The sequence below is a fragment of the Epilithonimonas sp. genome (assembly GCF_036780765.1).
GTDB lineage: Bacteria > Bacteroidota > Bacteroidia > Flavobacteriales > Weeksellaceae > Epilithonimonas.
This window is the reverse complement of record NZ_DAIQCG010000001.1, coordinates 462,133-478,080: the sequence shown is the minus strand read 5'-3', so window position 1 is coordinate 478,080 and position 15,948 is coordinate 462,133. Positions and strand designations below refer to the sequence as shown.

Below are 15,948 nucleotides of genomic sequence, written 5' to 3'. Positions count from 1 at the left end.
AAAAATATAAAAAAGATGGTAGAGAAAAGATAAAAGACTTAAAATGTGGTTTATCAATTCCAATCCTTTATTTTTGCAAAAAAGTTTGAGAAATGACGACACAAAAACCAGAAATCGGAATAATATTAACAGAGGCTTACCAATATTGGATGAGAACACTGCCATTTCAGTTTTTGTTCAGTGCAATTTACTTTGCGATTTTTATGTTCGCTGCGATGTATGCGTTCCGATATTATGGACTTTTTGAAGAAGTTCAGAAATTTCAAAACTTATTTTACACAGACACTCAAGCATTTTTGAAAAAGTATGAAGCGCTAATGCAGACACAAAATGCGCTCTCTTTTGCAATGGTCGTTTTGGTTATTAAGGCTGTTATTTTTCCATTGAATATTGGATTTTTTAAAATCTACAGAAAATTAGACTTGGGAGAAACTCCGAAAATGAATGACCTTTTTGTAGGATTTCGAGGACATTACTTTTTCGTTTTTGCCATTTATTCATTGTTTTGGAGTGTTATCAATACTTACTTGTCTGTTTTTACATTGATTTGGATTCCGATGATGTTGCTTATCCCAGCTTTGATTTTCTTTAGACATAGTAATTTCTTTGAAGCATTCAAGATTAATATTCAGACTTTTCAGAAGAATATTATTTTGATTTTGATAGCAAGTTTTGTCTCAATACTTTTTTCCTATTCGGGAATTTTGGCTTTCGGTTTTGGACTATTTTTGACATTTCCGTTTTGGAATGCGATGATTTATGTTCTTTACAAATACTTAATTGCTGATTTTCAGGAATAATTATTATTGATTTTATTCGATTCAAGAATTTTTTATGTAGATTTGATAATCAACTACAAAATAAACTTTTATGGACAATTTCAGTGAATTTGACACCAGAGCTGTTTCGCCAATTAAAGAAACCGGTGCAATAATCTCTCACGCTTTTGAGAATTATAAAACAATTATTCTTTATTCTATTGTAACTTTGATTGGGGTTGCAATCGTATCATCTATCGTATCATCTATTTTGCAAAGCCTTGTTGGGTATGATTCTTTGGAGGCTCAGGAAATAATTAATGATTCTTTAAGAAATGGTGATTATTCTGCGATATCTCACATTCCTGGATTTCGGGCGACAATGGGACTTTCATTCTTTGTAGGAGTTTTATTCTATCCTATTTACACAGGCATTTTAAACGTTTTGAATAAAGCTAATTATAAGCAAAAAATTGAATTCTCTGACTTATTTATCGGATATAAACAAAATACTGGTAACATTATTTTGTTTTTAGTAATTGCCAATATTGCGATTTCTATTTTGTTTGTTATGTGTATTTTACCTGCTATTTTTATCGCTCCATTTTTCTTTTTGGGTCTTCCAATTGTATTTTTTGAGAATAAAAGCGTGGGTGATACTCTTAGCAAATCCTTCGAATTGACTAAAGAAAACTACGGTGTTCTTTTGGGCGCTTCTTTTTTAGGCATTCTAATTTCGTTTTGTGGCGTATTTCTTTGTGGGGTTGGCATTATTTTTACTGGATTTTTCTTTATAGCAGTTATGTATTCTGCATATTGCGCTATTTGTGGCGCACCAAGACAATTAACACCATAAAAATTTTAAAATAAACTATGTCAGATTCTGGTAAACCAATAGATTCTGTTATTATTAAACAGATTGCATTAATTCTTGTTATATGTGTTTTAGTTGGGTTAATTTGCTGGAATCTGGCATTATTTATTCCTTCTTTTTTAGGAGCAGTTACGCTTTACATTATTTGTAGAAAATTCAATTTTTATTTGATTGAGGAAAAAAACTGGAAACCCTGGCTTGCATCAACAGTTCTGATGTTAGGCTCTCTTGTTATTCTGATTTTACCCGTTTATTTTACAGTTGACCAATTGGTTTCCAAAATGGGAAATGCGCAGGTTTATATGCAGAAATTCAATATATTCCTGGAGAAGATTCATCAATTTGTTTATCAGAAAGTGGGATTTGATATCCTCAGCAAAGATAATATTACTAAAGTCACCAATTTTGCAGGAACATTTTCTACAAAAGCTTTGAGCACGACTTTCAATACTTTTACAGTAGTTGTTTCGATGTATTTTATCTTGTATTTTATGTTTGTAAAAGCCAGACTTTTTGAAAGAATTGTTGCCAAAGCAATGCCTTTCAAGAGAACAAATACGCAAATGCTGGGAGATAAATTTGTAAAGTTAGTAATGGCAAACGCGATTGGAATTCCTGTGGTTGCTCTTGGACAAGGTATTGTCGCTTTGATTGGTTATTATATTTTTGGTGCTCCAAGTCCGATGCTTTTATTTGCCTTAACGGCTCTTGCATCTATGTTGCCGGTTGTCGGCGCTGCGATTGTTTATCTTCCTGTAGGGATATTTATGATTGCTGAAGGACAAACAGGTGCGGGTGTTGGGGTTTTAATCTATGGTCTTGTGGTAGTCGGTTTAACCGATAATCTTCTGCGATTTACATTATTGAAGAAATTAGAAGACATCCATCCTTTAATCACCGTTTTTGGAATTATTATGGGTATGAACATTTTTGGGTTTATGGGACTTATTTTTGGTCCAATTCTAATGTCAATTACTGTTATGCTAATCCAAGTTTACAGGGATGAATTTTCGGAAGAAGACACACCTCCGCCCTTGAAATTTCCTAATCAAGATGATGATATAGATGTGACTAAGATTATAATTTAAATGGAAGAAGAAATAAACCCTGAAATCCTTGTAGAAATTTGTACTGTGAAGATGCCTTTCGGCAAGTATCAAAATACAATCCTAGCAGAACTGCCTGTTTCTTATCTAGAATGGTTTATCAGAAACGGAGGTTTCCCAAAAGGAAAATTGGGAATGCAACTCTCAACAATTTATGAGATCAAACTGAATGGTTTGATGGATCTATTAATTCCAATCCGTGGAAAAGTGGATTATCAAAAACCTAAGACTACGACTTACAGGTTTTAAATAAAAAATGTTGGAAACTGATTCCAACATTTTTATTTATGCTTTCAGAGCAGCAATCTCATCTCTTAATTTCGCAGCTTTTATAAAATCAAGATTTTTCGCTGCAGCTTCCATTTCTTTTTGTTTAGCTTCTACAATCTTCTCGATGTCATCGCTTCCATAACTGGCTTTGGTTTCCGCAACTTCCTGTAATATTTGTTTTTGAGTATATTTTTCATCTGGGAAATCTTTGCTTCTTCCCACAAGGTTTTCACTGATTTTTTTATTCAAAGCTTGTGGAACTTTGCCGTTGTCAGCGTTATATTTCATCTGCTTTTCACGACGATAATTGGTTTCATCTATCGTAGCCTGCATAGATTTCGTCATCTTATCAGCGTACATTATGGCTCGTCCATTCAGGTTTCTCGCAGCTCTACCAACCGTTTGAATCATCGACCTTCTGGAACGCAACATTCCTTCCTTATCAGCATCCAGAATCGCAACTAAGGAAACTTCTGGTAAATCCAATCCTTCTCGCAAAAGATTGACACCAACCAAAACATCGAACAATCCTAGACGCAAATCCTGCATAATCTGAATCCTTTCCAAAGTCTCCACATCAGAATGAATATATCTTGTTCGGATTCCAACTTTTGTAAAATATTTGGTCAGTTCTTCCGCCATTTTTTTGGTTAAAGTCGTCACAAGAACTCTTTCGTCCAGCTCTACTCTTTTGTGGATTTCTTCAATTAAATCATCAATCTGATTCATTGTTGGACGAACTTCGATAACTGGATCCAGAAGTCCTGTTGGACGAATAATTTGCTCAATATAAGTTCCGCCGGATTTTTCCAATTCATAATCTGCAGGCGTTGCCGAAACATAAATCACCTGATTCTGCATATCCTCAAACTCATTGAACTTCAATGGTCGATTATCCATCGCAGCAGGCAAACGGAATCCGTGTTCTACCAAAACTTCTTTTCTACTTCGGTCACCTCCATACATCGCGTGAACCTGAGGAATGGTAACATGACTTTCGTCTATCACCATCAGATAATCTTTCGGAAAATAATCGAGTAGACAGAAAGGTCTTGATCCGGGCAAACGTCCGTCCATATAACGAGAATAATTCTCAATCCCTGAACAATAGCCCAATTCACGAATCATTTCTAAATCGAGTTCGGTACGCTCTTCCAAACGTTTGGCTTCCAATGGTTTTTCAATTTCCTGGAAAAAATCAACCTGTTTTACTAAATCATCCTGGATCTGGCGAATCGCACTTTGCATCGTTTCAGGTGTTGTTACAAAAAGGTTGGCCGGATAAATATTAATCAAATCAAAATTCGAAATTACATTTCCGGAAACTGGGTCAAAACTTTGAATTTTCTCTACATCATCTCCAAAAAACTGAATCCGAATCGCTGTATCGGCATACGCTGGATAAATGTCAATCACATCACCTTTTACACGAAAAGTTCCTCGTTGAAAATCGTTAAGCGCTCTAGAATACAATGCACTAACTAGCTGATGAAGTAATCTTGTTCGGGATAATTTTTCGTTTTTTTCGATTGTAATGAGTGACTTATTAAATTCACTTGGATTTCCTACACCATAAATACACGAAACCGAAGCCACAATCAAAACATCTCGTCGTCCGGAAAGTAAACTTGCAATCGCAGAAAGTCTTAGCTTTTCAACTTCTTCGTTGATACTCAAATCTTTTTCGATATAAGTATTGGTTGATGCAATGAAAGCTTCTGGCTGATAATAGTCGTAATAACTTACAAAATATTCAACCGCATTATCAGGAAAAAACTCTTTGAATTCCATAAAAAGCTGAGCCGCCAAAGTCTTGTTATGCGCCATAACAATAGTTGGTCGCTGAACATTAGCAACAACATTGGCAACGGTAAAGGTTTTTCCGGAACCTGTAACTCCGAGAAGAGTTTGATATTTTTCGCCAATATTGATACCTTCTACCAATTTCTCAATCGCTTGAGGCTGGTCTCCAGTGGGTTGATATTCTGATTGAAGTTTGAAATCCATTTAACAAAAATACGAAATAAAAAAACGTTTCGGAATGCGAAACGCTTGATGTTAATGATAAAGAAATTCTATTGGAAATTCATCGTGATTGGAAGTTTGAAAACAGTTGCGGCTTCTTTTCCTTCTTCTGTTGCAGGTTTCCATAATTTATTAGCTGTCGCTATAGTTATCGCTTTTATAGCTTCATCATTAAACTTTCTATTTTCTCCCTCTGCCTTTATATCAGTTGTTTTTCCATTCTCATCGATGGTAATGTAAAGATTGGATGTAATAGTTCCTTTTCCTTCTAAAGCTGATGAATCAAAAGCTTCAGCAATTCCTTTTCTCAAACCATTTAGACCTTCCGGAAACTGTGCTGCTGTAATATTACTGGCAGGCGGTGGCGGAGGTGGAATTGGTAATTCGTTTTCCTTAAGTTTTCTCACCTTCACTTTTTTATTAGAAGGAATTGTATCCATTATGACTTTTTCAGCATAATCATATCCTCTTGGTTCCCTCTTTTTTTTCAATTCTGCTTTATACATTACCATCATTTTTCTTTGAGATTCTGTATAATCTTTTTCTTTTGTAAGAACAGCTACAGCATTTTTTTCTTTGTTGTTCTGAGCATAAACTTTTTGAACAAACAAAAGACTCAACCCTGCAAAGGCAGAAACTGCGACTATTTTTTTTGTTTTTTCGAATTTTGACTTTTTAATTGTCATCATAATAAATCGTTTTTTGGTGTTATTGTAATTGAATTGGTGTGTCAGGTTTAAATTTTGTGTTTGGAGAATCTCGGAAAGAATCAAAGTCTGATAATCTTTCACATTATTTTTTTGTTGAATAATACTTTCATCCGCCAAAAATTCGTGGTTATCTGTTATTGCTTTTTTGTAAAAATATAAAGCCGGATTGAACCAAGAAATGATTCTCAAAATCTCAAGAAAAATGATATCCAAAGAATGTTTCTGAACAATATGTGTTTTCTCGTGTTGGAAAATTCTGTTATCTATTTGTTGATTTTGGAAGTAACTTTTGTTCAGATAGATTTTGTTCCAAAAACTGAACGGAGGCAGATTTTTCTCAACTAATTTCACTTTCTGATTTTGATAATTAATCTCTTTTCCTTTCAGATTAATAATTTTTCTAATTGAAATTATAATTCTGATAATCAAACCAATTGATATTAAAATATAAATCGGAACAATCAAATTCATCCAATCAAAATCAGAAACTTGATTTGTTGTCTGCATCAATTGTTGAGTTTGGATTTCGTCAAAAATCAATTCATTCTTCTGTTCTGAAATCGCGGGTAAATTAATTTTCACAAACGGAATCACGTAAGAAAAAACCAAGGCAAACAAAAGATAAAATCTATTGAAACGGAACATTTTTTCTCTTTGCAAAAACAAATAATAAATCCCTATCAGCAATGATGAACAAAGGATTATTTTGAAAATAATGGTTAACATTTAGTCTGTTATTTCTTTGTCAATAATGTCTCGTAGTTCTTTCAATTGCTTCTGAGACAATTTTGCATTCGATGTGAAAAACGATGCAAACTGGCTTACAGAGTTATTAAAAAAACGGTCAATCATGGAAGACATTTCGCCTTGGAAATAATCTTCTTTCTTTACTTTTGGAAAATATTCTCTTGAGTTTCCATAAAGTTTGTATCCTACCAAATCTTTATTCTGCATTCTTTTCAACAACGTTGCAATGGTTGTTGACGCAGGTTTTGGTTCAGCATATTCTTCCAAAATATCTTTCATAAAAACCTTTTCTTTTTTCCAAAGGATTTCCATTAAGATAATTTCAGTTTCTGTTAGTTTTTGTTCGTTCATTTCTACAATACTATATTTTGTTCTACAAATGTAGAATTAAAATTTGAATGAACAAATTTTTCCAATAAAAAAGGATTCAAAAATTTGAATCCTTTTAATAGAAGTAGTTAGTTATGTTTAGAATTTATAGGTAACTCTTGTGAAAATCTGTCTACCTGCAAACCCCATCTGCACAGGATCGAAGATTCCGCCGGACTCTGTATTACCATCGGAAACTGCTCCGTATTGTAATGTAGGATATCTGTTGAAAATATTTTTTCCTCCAACAATCCAAGAGAAATTTTTTGTGAAATCATAACCTAGAGAAAAATCTGTGGTCACTCTTGGTGTATAAGTTTGATAATCATCCGGCCCATTATAACCTACTAAAGTCAATTTATCAAATCTTACCAATTGTAGATTAGCATTGAATTTTTGGATTTTATAATTTAGATTTAGATTAATCTTTGTTTTAGGAGCAGAAGCCAAAATAAAAGCCCTTTCTCTGGCACTCAAATAAACATCTTCTTTACCTACAAGTTTACCGCTGGTATGAACATCTGTAATCTCCATTTCATTATAATTCCCAGCAAGTGTAGCTGTCAATTTTCCAGATCCTAAACCTGTGTTATAAGAGAGAATCAAATCAACTCCTTTTGTTTTGGTATCTACAGCATTAGTAAAAAACTGTGACTGATCAATATGATTGGTTGTTAAAATTGATCCAATGGCATCATCTGATTGATCAAATGTTCCAGTCAACACAATCCTGTCTTTTACTTTAATATAATAACCATCTATAGTTGCGGTAAATTTTCCACTATTGAATGTAAAACCGGCACTTCCGTTTGTAGATGTTTCTTGTTTCAACTCCGGGATCCCAACTTCTTTTGCAAGTGCACTGTCATTAGATGCTAACTGAACGGTCACAAGACTACCTCCTTGAAAATTAGTAAACTGTAAACTGTAATATTTTTGAACCAATGATGGCGCTCGGAAACCTGTAGATATTGATCCTCTGAATGCAAATTGCGGCGTTATCGCATATCTTGTTGCAAATTTTCCATTGATTGTACTTCCAAAATCATTATAATTTTCAAATCTTCCAGCTGCACTTATCATCCAACTTTTTGTAATATCAAGCTCTGTATCTATATAAGCGGCAAAATTATTTCTACTTTTTCCAACTTGTTGAGAATAACCTGGAAAACCTTGAGATCCGCCAGGTCTCACATCTCCAGACAATGGATTAACAACCAATAAATCAGGGTTTGTCTCAGTCGTTACCAAATTTCCATTCACATCATACATTGCATAAGAAGCCTCTTCTCCTTTTATGATATTGAATTTTTCATACCGGAACTCTGTTCCCATAGCAAGATTGAATCCTTCCAAAAAATCAAAAGATTTGCTAGCGCTTATTCCCGTTGTATTTTGTAAAAGCGAATGTCCGCCTGCATCAAAGCTTGTTGGGGAATTAACTCCCAACGTAGCATTGATTGTATTATCAATTTGGTATATAAATCTATTATTTCCAAAAGCATTATAAAAATCAAGATCCCAATTTCCAAGTTTAAACGTCAGACCATTATCAAAAGTAAAATCGGATATTTTTGTATTCTGAACAGGATTGAAACCATTTGGATAGATTTCCGGGATATTACCGTCAGCATCTGCAGACCTTGTCCAGGCGTATGCATGTGTATTACGATAAGAAAAACCTGGCTGGGAATAGAATTTCAAATTATCAGAAAGAGGAACTTCTACATTACCAAAGAAAAAGATATTATTGGATTTGGCATCTCCAAAACGCTGTCTCGGCGCATCAAACTTATCCGGATTTGCATTCCTTATTGCATAATCTTTATTAATGATTTCAAAAGTAAAATTTCCAAAGCCTCCGTTATTTCCTATTTTGGTTCCAAGATTTCCACTGAAATCAAACGTATTTCCATCCAATTTTTTATCCGAAACCACATCATTATTTCCTGGACTTTTGAAAAGATTAGCACCGTAAAAAGCACTTCCTTCAAATCCATGATTCCTATCATTCAAAACAACATTAATGACACCTGCAATGGCATCTGACCCATATTGTGCAGAAGCTCCATCTCTTAAAATTTCTACCCTTTTTATTGCCGCAACAGGAATCGTATTCATATCATATCCCGAATTACCTCTTCCTCTGGTTCCGAAAAGATTAACCAAAGAAGATTGATGGTATCTTTTTCCATTCAACAAAAGTAAAGTCTGATCAGGACCCAAACCTCTCAAAGTCGCTGGATCTACAGCATCAGCCCCGTCTGAGCCAGACTGTTTATTAGAATTAAAAGATGGCGCAGCAAACTGTAAAAGCTGATTAACATCTACCTGACCTGTAGATTGACTGACTTGTTTCAGATCGATCACATCAACAGGAACAGGTGTATTTGTAACTGTTCTATTTTTATTCCGAGTTCCAATAATAGTAACTTCATCAACAGCCATTTCTTCTGAAATACTGTCTTTTGTCTGAGCAAGATAAAGTGAACTTGCACCCAAAAAGAACACAACGCTTATTTTTTTGATTTTCATATTATTTAGGGATTTACAATCAAAAATATAATTTTTATATTAATTAAATGCAAAAAACAACAGTGTTTTATAAAATAAATAACAAATAACACAATTCAACCTATTAAAAACATAGACTATTTAAAATAAAAATAAATTTTCCTTATTTATTTGAGGATTTTACTGGCATTATTTTTCCATTCCAAACAGAAAATAAATATTATGTTAAAATCCACACTTCCATTTCTACTTTCATTAGTCGTAACATTTTTCTCGTGCCAGGGCAAAGGAAAACCCAGCAAAGTCTCTGCAAAAGAGGAAAAAGCTAATACCGATTACAAACCTGCATTTGCAGGACAAACCAGAATAACACCTGTAAAAACTACAACACCTTACAATGTTGAAATTTTGAATACTTCTCTTGGTAAACCTTGGGGAATTATCAATTTGCCTGACGGAAGATTTTTAATTACTGAAAAAACTGGATTTATGAATGTCGTTTCTGCAGATGGAAAACAAGTCTCGAAAATCGATGGCTTTCCAAAAGTAGATGCCAAAGGACAAGGCGGAATGTTAGACGTTGCCTTGGATCCAGATTTTAAAACGAATAACATAATCTATTTCAGTTTTTCTGAACCTTATGAGGGCGGAAATCACACCGCTGTTGGAAAAGGTAAATTATCTTCTGATTTTAAAACAATTTCTGACGTTAAAGTAATTTTCCGCGCAACTCCAACTTATGATGGCGATAAACATTATGGAAGTCGTTTGGTTTTTGACAACGATGGAAATCTTTTTGTGAGCACAGGAGAACGCTCTGACAAACAAACCAGAGTTTATGCTCAGAAAACGGATAATTATCTAGGCAAAATCCTTAAAATCACCAAAGACGGAAAACCAGCGCCAGGAAATCCATTCCTAGGAAAAGAGGGTTATAAACCTGAGATTTTCGCCTACGGAATCCGTAGTCCGCAAGGTTTGGCTTTGGATGAAAAGGGGCAGCTTTGGGATATCGAAATGGGACCAAGAGGCGGAGACGAAATCAACCTGATACAAGCTGGAAAAAATTATGGTTGGGGCGATGTCACTTATGGAATTGAATATTCTGGAGAAAAAATCAATAATGGAACAACGCAGAAAGCTGGAACAGAACAGCCCGTATATTATTGGGATCCCGTGGTTTCTCCAAGTGGTGTCACATTCTACACCGGAAATATCGAGGAGTGGAAAAACAATCTTTTCATCGGATGTTTAAGTGGCGAACATATCAACAGAATTGTCATCAAAGACAATAAAGTGGTTGGTGAAGAACGATTATTATTGGACCAAAAAGAAAGATTCCGAGATGTTTTGAATGGATTGGACGGCAATCTCTATGGAATTACCGATAGCGGAAAACTCTATAAAATTTCTAAAAAATAAACACAAAATCCTGATTAACTCAGGATTTTTTTATGCGATCCGCTTTCTTGATTCCTTGAAAATCTTTCAGATAAAAAGGTTCGAAATAAGCGACATTTTCAAAATCTTTCTGATTGAATTTCTCAACAGATTTTTTAATCAAACCTTTTGCTGATGGATAAATATCAAATTTGAATTCTGCATTCGGAAGATTGAGAATTTCCTGCGCTTTTTTTGCACCGTCTCCAATGAAGAGAACTTTCTTATCAATCAATTCTGAAAAAGAAGTTTCATCAAGAATTTTAGCTTCAGTTTCAGCAATCATTTCGCCGGATTTTCCGTCGAAAAAAGCAGTGTACACCTCCATTCTTCTGGCATCAATCAAAGGAATGATTAATTCAAAACCTTGATTGATAAATTCCTCAACCATAGAATCCAAAGAATTAATAGCAATCAAAGGCAATTTCAAACCATAACAAAAACCTTTGGCAGAAGCCGCTCCAATTCTAAGACCTGTGTAAGATCCAGGACCTTTTCCCAAAGAAACTGCATCCAAATCTTTCAAAGAAATTTCTGCACCTTCCAAAGCCCATTCTACAAAGCTGTGAAGACTTTCGGATTGTTTGTAATTATCAGAAACTTCTTCGCAAAGGCAAAGCAGATTTTCGCCATCAGAAATGGCAACAGAACAGTTTTTGGACGAGGTTTCTATGTGGAGGATTTTCATTCTGCAAATGTAAGGATTAAGGAAGAATTATTTCAAACCCACACTTTGCCGGCTCCACAACTTCCAGATTCCTTTTTGTCGAATCCAGAATTCGAGGACAGACAATTTCATTTCGAATATTTCGTTTTTGTAAAGTCCTTTGACAGCAATGATTCTTCTGACATTTGCGAATTTATCTTTGATTTTAAAATCCTTTAAATCCGTATGTTTTACAGATTGATATTTTACTTTTCCGGATTCGAAATCTTTTTTGAAATCATCTTTATTCTGAATCCAGCCGTTGGAATGTCCAAAAGAAACGTCATCAGAAAACAATTCCAAAATCTTAGAATCATTATTCTCCATCAAAGAATCCAATTTTGAAACCTGAATCAATAATGCTTTTTCTTTCTTGGAATAAGTCTGAGAAAATCCGAAGACAAAAAGAACTAGAAATATAAAACTTAAAGTCGATTTCATTATTTCCTGTATATCGTTCTCGGTTCGGCTTGAGCTTTCGGATAAATCGTCATATCAGAAACCGAAACTCTTTCCGGAACATTGATACAGTAAGCAATTGCATCCGCAATATCTTCCGCAACCAAAGGCTCATAACCAGCATAGACATTCGCAGCTCTCTCATCATCACCTTTGAATCTCACTTTGGAAAAATCCGTTTCCACAGCTCCTGGTTGGATATTCGTCACACGAATTCCAAATTCTGTCAACTCAATTCTCATTCCTTCCGAAATCACATCAACAGCTTTTTTGGAAGCACAATAAACGACTCCATTAGCATAGGTCTGTCTCGCTGCAACGGAACTGATATTAATAATTTGTCCGTTTCTTTTTTCTTTCATTAGTTTGATAATCGGCTGAGAAACATACAGTAAACCTTTCACGTTTCCATCCATCATTGCGTTCCAATCATCAATGTTTCCCTCAGAAATTGGGTCTAGTCCGTGAGCGTTTCCGGCGTTGTTAATCAATACATCGATGTTTTTCCAATTTTCAGGAAGTGAATTAATTGCAGAAAAAACTTCATCAGAATTTCTAACATCAAAACTTAAACTAAAAATCTCGGTTTCTTTTGATAATTCGGTTCTAAGTTCATCCAAAACGTTTTGATTTCTTCCGCAAAGAATCAATCTGTTTTTTTGTTGTGCTAATAAAATCGCAGTCGCTTTTCCGATTCCGGAAGTGGCTCCGGTGATGAATATTGTTTTCAATTTTAAATTAGATTTAGTGATACAAAATTAAGTCATAAAAAAGAAAAATCCCGAATTATTCGGGATTGATTTATTTATTATCTCGTTGAAAATCCAGACTAACCGAATTCATACAATATCGAGTTCCTGTTGGTGGCGGTCCATCATTGAAAACGTGTCCTAAATGAGATTCGCATCGTTTACAAAGAACCTCGATCCGTTCCATTCCGTGAGATGAGTCTCGCTTGTAAATCACACCGTCTTTGTCTGCTTCAAAGAAACTTGGCCATCCGCAAGTGCTTGCAAATTTGGAACTTGAACGGAATAAATGGTTTCCGCAAACTGCGCAATAATATTCTCCAACTTCATCAAATTCATTATATTTTCCTGTGAAGGGATATTCTGTATTAGCTTCTCTAGCAATGGCATAAACTTCTGGCGGAAGAATTTTTTTCCATTCTTCGTTAGAAACGTTCAATTTTGTTTTGTCTGTTCTTGAGTAATAAGGATTGTTGGCGTGTGTGTTATCTTCCATTTTCGTATGTTGTTGGGGTTTGGTTAAATCAACTTTTTTCTGCGCACATTGTTGCTAAAATAAGCTCATTAATATTAGAAAAAATATTTTTTTCATTATTGTAAATTTACGAAATCCATTGATAAATTTCATTATCATAAGTTATCAAACAAACGCACTCATTCCCGTAATCGACCGACCAACAATCAAAGAGTTGATTTCCTTGGTTCCTTCATAAGAATAGATCGCTTCTGCATCGGCAACGAAGCGGGCAACATCGTGTTCCAAAAGAATTCCGTTTCCTCCCATTACTTCTCTTGCCTGAGCCACAACATCACGTGTTCTTAAACTGCAGAATACTTTTGCTAGCGATGCGTGTTCGTCTTTCAAAATACCGGCATCCTGCATTTCTGACAATCTGAAAACTAAGGTCTGCATTGCGGTTAAATTAGATAACATTTCTACCAAATGCCCTTGAACTAATTGGAAAGAAGCAATCGGTTTCCCGAATTGTTTACGTTTTCTGGTATAATCCAAAGCGCTTTCATAAGCTCCTCTTGCACATCCTGTCGCCATCCAAGCAACACCGGCTCTTGTCATTTGAAGCACTTTTGCGGTATCTTTGAAACTGTTGGCGTGTTCCATTTTCTGAGAATCTGCCACGAAACAATCTTTCATTGTAATCAATCCGTTTTGGACAATTCTAAGTGCCATCTTTCCTTTGATTTTTTCAACCGAAAAACCTTCTGTTCCTTTTTCAACAATAAAACCTTTGACCTGATTATCATCTAAATCTCTTGCCCAAATAATAATGACATCCGCAAAAGTGGCGTTTCCAATCCATTTTTTTTGTCCGTTCAGAATCCAGCCGCCTTCTGTTTTTTTGCAGGTTGTGGTTAATCCTCCTGCTGCTCCCGAACCAACTTCCGGCTCAGTCAATCCAAATGCACCAATCAAATCGAATTGTTGCATTGCTGGAAGGTATTTTTGTTTTTGTTCCTCGGAACCGCACATATAAATGGAACCCATTGACAATCCGGATTGCACACCGAAAAATGTTGCCAATGACGCATCAACTCTAGCAATTTCCATTGCGATGACGCCTTCCATCAGGAAAGGTAAATTCGGGCAACCGTAGCCTTCGTAAGTGACACCGCAGAGATTCAGTTTTTTGAATTTTGGGATGAGTTCATGTGGGAAATCGTCTGTGAGCCAATATCTGTTGACCAAAGGTTTTGCTTCTTTCTCCATAAACTCTCGGACTTTCAACTGAATTGCTCTTTGTTCTTCAGTCAGTTTCATATGCAGTTCATAAAAGTCGCCGTTGATAGGTGGCAATTCTTTTTTCTTGCCTGAAGAATCGAGCATTTTTGTTAAACCTTTGATTTGATTTTCGTCCAATTTTGAGAATTGGTCCATCAGTTTTGGAAGGTCGACTTTTTGAGAAATTTTGGAGATTTGATCTATATCAATGTGTTTTAGGAGATTGAAAATTCCTTTTATTTTGGAGACAGTACTATTCATACGTTTCTATTTTCTTGTAGAATGCAAAGAATATTCCTAAAACAATTTTACAAATGTTGATTCAGCATCTTTTTCTCTGAAAATTAGTTTTACAAAAAATTCAAAATCAGATAGTTAAAACATTAACTCTCTTTACAAATAGTTTCGGATTGATTTGCAAAATAGCTTTCATCTTAATTATCAATTTTGGAATAGGCAGTTTCGATTGATTGTCTAAGCGGAATTTGGAATGCCGAAACCCGTAGCCCGACTTGAGCGGAAATAGCTGCCCAAATAAAAATATTAATCTCTAAAATAATCTATTATGAAAACTAAATTTTTATCAATCAGTTTACTTGCTTTGACTTTGTTTGCTTGTAAGAAAAGCGAAATGGTAGAATCTGCTTATGCATCTGCAGATTATGTTGTTGACAGCACGTCCGTTTCGGACAGTATTTCTATGGCTGCGACTCAAAATGTAAAAGACCGACAATTTGTGAGAACTGCGGAAGTGGATATGGAAGTGAAGGATGTTTATGACGCGACAATCTCGATTGAGAAGCAGTTGCAGACCATCGGTGGATTTGTGACCGAGAGCAAAATGGAAGCGCAGACTTTGTCGGAAAATACTTACAATACGTCGGATGAATCGGCGATTTTGATTAGAAAATTCCAGAATCATAACAGGATGCAGGTAAGAGTTCCGACTCAGAAATTGGGTGAGTTTTTGACTTTCATTAATGACAAAAAAGTGTTTCTTAATTCCAGAATTATTTCTGCGGAAGATGTTTCTGCCGGAATCCGATTGGCAAAAATGGAATCTGAAAGACAAGCGAAAACAAAAGCCAATATTTCTCAACTGAAAGCAGGAAAAGATAAAGTTAATCTTGATGACAAGAATATGTCGGACGCGAATATTCAGAAATATTCTGATGAGATTCTTGCTGATAATCTGAAGTTCTCAACAGTTGATATTTTCATCCAAGAACCGAAAACGAGTGTTGCGAAAATCCCAATCATCAACACCAAAAACATTGATAACGAGTACAAATACAATTTCTTCTATGATGTAAAAAATGCTTTTGTGGAAGGATTTTATTTGATTCAGCTGATTTGTGTTTTTCTGATTTCTATCTGGCCGATTGTTTTGATTGGAGGTTTGGTATTTTTCTTTTTGAGAAGAAGAAAAACTGCTGTAAAATCATAATTTTTTCATTCCGTAGGAATCTAGCCGTTGAGATTC

At 35.0% G+C, this 15,948-nt stretch carries 15 protein-coding genes; 6 read left to right on the top strand and 9 right to left on the bottom strand.

Annotated elements, in window-relative coordinates:
* Positions 1 to 92 precede the first annotated feature (92 nt).
* The 4 genes from V7P73_RS02285 to V7P73_RS02270 all read left to right on the top strand — a co-directional run bounded on the left by V7P73_RS02285 (position 93) and on the right by V7P73_RS02270 (position 2,987).
* Entirely contained in the window at positions 93 to 800 is a 708-nt protein-coding gene (locus tag V7P73_RS02285) for a hypothetical protein (RefSeq protein ID WP_333851124.1), read from the top strand.
* A 70-nt stretch (positions 801 to 870) separates the two neighbouring features.
* The gene (locus tag V7P73_RS02280; RefSeq protein ID WP_333851122.1) at positions 871 to 1,614 is read left to right on the top strand and encodes a beta-carotene 15,15'-monooxygenase; all 744 of its coding nucleotides are present in this window, start codon (positions 871 to 873) and stop codon (positions 1,612 to 1,614) included.
* 17 nt (positions 1,615 to 1,631) lie between these two features.
* Positions 1,632 to 2,720, top strand: a complete 1,089-nt coding sequence (locus V7P73_RS02275; RefSeq protein ID WP_333851120.1) for an AI-2E family transporter — start codon at positions 1,632 to 1,634, stop codon at positions 2,718 to 2,720.
* Between the two features lie 12 nt (positions 2,721 to 2,732).
* Positions 2,733 to 2,987 carry a DUF3820 family protein gene (locus tag V7P73_RS02270; protein ID WP_333851540.1) on the top strand — a complete coding sequence of 85 codons (255 nt, stop codon included), beginning with the start codon at positions 2,733 to 2,735 and terminating at the stop codon, positions 2,985 to 2,987.
* A 36-nt stretch (positions 2,988 to 3,023) separates the two neighbouring features.
* Here V7P73_RS02270 and uvrB read toward each other — a convergent pair whose 3' ends face one another.
* The 4 genes from uvrB to V7P73_RS02250 form a co-directional block, all read right to left on the bottom strand.
* Positions 3,024 to 5,015: an excinuclease ABC subunit UvrB gene (gene uvrB / locus V7P73_RS02265; protein ID WP_333851118.1), complete on the bottom strand. Its 1,992-nt coding sequence runs from the start codon at positions 5,013 to 5,015 to the stop codon at positions 3,024 to 3,026.
* 68 nt (positions 5,016 to 5,083) lie between these two features.
* Complete coding sequence (locus V7P73_RS02260; RefSeq protein ID WP_333851116.1) at positions 5,084 to 6,388, bottom strand: M56 family metallopeptidase; 1,305 nt, start codon at positions 6,386 to 6,388, stop codon at positions 5,084 to 5,086.
* Positions 6,389 to 6,469: 81 nt separating this feature from the next.
* Complete coding sequence (locus V7P73_RS02255; protein WP_333851114.1) at positions 6,470 to 6,841, bottom strand: BlaI/MecI/CopY family transcriptional regulator; 372 nt, start codon at positions 6,839 to 6,841, stop codon at positions 6,470 to 6,472.
* Positions 6,842 to 6,958: 117 nt separating this feature from the next.
* Complete coding sequence (locus V7P73_RS02250) at positions 6,959 to 9,394, bottom strand: TonB-dependent receptor plug domain-containing protein (protein WP_333851112.1); 2,436 nt, start codon at positions 9,392 to 9,394, stop codon at positions 6,959 to 6,961.
* A gap of 201 nt (positions 9,395 to 9,595) precedes the next feature.
* Between V7P73_RS02250 and V7P73_RS02245 the strand changes: the two genes are divergently transcribed.
* Positions 9,596 to 10,795, top strand: coding sequence for a PQQ-dependent sugar dehydrogenase (locus V7P73_RS02245; protein WP_333851110.1), 1,200 nt, complete (start codon positions 9,596 to 9,598; stop codon positions 10,793 to 10,795).
* A 19-nt stretch (positions 10,796 to 10,814) separates the two neighbouring features.
* Here V7P73_RS02245 and tsaB read toward each other — a convergent pair whose 3' ends face one another.
* From tsaB to V7P73_RS02220, 5 genes are all read right to left on the bottom strand, one after another.
* Positions 10,815 to 11,501 (bottom strand): tRNA (adenosine(37)-N6)-threonylcarbamoyltransferase complex dimerization subunit type 1 TsaB, encoded by a 687-nt coding sequence (gene tsaB, locus V7P73_RS02240; RefSeq protein ID WP_333851108.1) that lies wholly within the window; start codon positions 11,499 to 11,501, stop codon positions 10,815 to 10,817.
* 27 nt (positions 11,502 to 11,528) lie between these two features.
* Complete coding sequence (locus V7P73_RS02235; protein WP_333851106.1) at positions 11,529 to 11,960, bottom strand: nuclear transport factor 2 family protein; 432 nt, start codon at positions 11,958 to 11,960, stop codon at positions 11,529 to 11,531.
* Complete coding sequence (locus tag V7P73_RS02230; protein WP_333851104.1) at positions 11,960 to 12,709, bottom strand: SDR family NAD(P)-dependent oxidoreductase; 750 nt, start codon at positions 12,707 to 12,709, stop codon at positions 11,960 to 11,962. Before V7P73_RS02230 ends, V7P73_RS02235 begins: the two co-directional genes overlap by 1 nt.
* A 70-nt stretch (positions 12,710 to 12,779) precedes the next feature.
* On the bottom strand, positions 12,780 to 13,223 hold the full coding sequence (gene msrB, locus V7P73_RS02225) for a peptide-methionine (R)-S-oxide reductase MsrB (protein ID WP_333851102.1): 444 nt from the start codon (positions 13,221 to 13,223) through the stop codon (positions 12,780 to 12,782).
* Positions 13,224 to 13,367: 144 nt separating this feature from the next.
* Positions 13,368 to 14,726: an acyl-CoA dehydrogenase family protein gene (locus V7P73_RS02220; protein ID WP_333851100.1), complete on the bottom strand. Its 1,359-nt coding sequence runs from the start codon at positions 14,724 to 14,726 to the stop codon at positions 13,368 to 13,370.
* A 304-nt stretch (positions 14,727 to 15,030) separates the two neighbouring features.
* Here V7P73_RS02220 and V7P73_RS02215 point away from each other — a divergent pair, with 304 nt between their 5' ends.
* Complete coding sequence (locus V7P73_RS02215) at positions 15,031 to 15,912, top strand: DUF4349 domain-containing protein (protein ID WP_333851099.1); 882 nt, start codon at positions 15,031 to 15,033, stop codon at positions 15,910 to 15,912.
* Positions 15,913 to 15,948 lie beyond the last annotated feature (36 nt).

What these genes read in the sequence shown, in the direction of transcription:
- V7P73_RS02260 (WP_333851116.1), bottom strand. Translation starts at nt 6,388, where the DNA reads ATGTTCCGTTTCAATAGATTTTATCTTTTGTTTGCCTTGGTTTTTTCT.
- V7P73_RS02285 (WP_333851124.1), top strand. Translation starts at nt 93, where the DNA reads ATGACGACACAAAAACCAGAAATCGGAATAATATTAACAGAGGCTTAC.
- msrB (WP_333851102.1), bottom strand. Translation starts at nt 13,223, where the DNA reads ATGGAAGATAACACACACGCCAACAATCCTTATTACTCAAGAACAGAC.
- V7P73_RS02255 (WP_333851114.1), bottom strand. Translation starts at nt 6,841, where the DNA reads ATGAACGAACAAAAACTAACAGAAACTGAAATTATCTTAATGGAAATC.
- tsaB (WP_333851108.1), bottom strand. Translation starts at nt 11,501, where the DNA reads ATGAAAATCCTCCACATAGAAACCTCGTCCAAAAACTGTTCTGTTGCC.
- V7P73_RS02215 (WP_333851099.1), top strand. Translation starts at nt 15,031, where the DNA reads ATGAAAACTAAATTTTTATCAATCAGTTTACTTGCTTTGACTTTGTTT.
- V7P73_RS02275 (WP_333851120.1), top strand. Translation starts at nt 1,632, where the DNA reads ATGTCAGATTCTGGTAAACCAATAGATTCTGTTATTATTAAACAGATT.
- V7P73_RS02245 (WP_333851110.1), top strand. Translation starts at nt 9,596, where the DNA reads ATGTTAAAATCCACACTTCCATTTCTACTTTCATTAGTCGTAACATTT.
- V7P73_RS02280 (WP_333851122.1), top strand. Translation starts at nt 871, where the DNA reads ATGGACAATTTCAGTGAATTTGACACCAGAGCTGTTTCGCCAATTAAA.
- uvrB (WP_333851118.1), bottom strand. Translation starts at nt 5,015, where the DNA reads ATGGATTTCAAACTTCAATCAGAATATCAACCCACTGGAGACCAGCCT.
- V7P73_RS02220 (WP_333851100.1), bottom strand. Translation starts at nt 14,726, where the DNA reads ATGAATAGTACTGTCTCCAAAATAAAAGGAATTTTCAATCTCCTAAAA.
- V7P73_RS02235 (WP_333851106.1), bottom strand. Translation starts at nt 11,960, where the DNA reads ATGAAATCGACTTTAAGTTTTATATTTCTAGTTCTTTTTGTCTTCGGA.
- V7P73_RS02250 (WP_333851112.1), bottom strand. Translation starts at nt 9,394, where the DNA reads ATGAAAATCAAAAAAATAAGCGTTGTGTTCTTTTTGGGTGCAAGTTCA.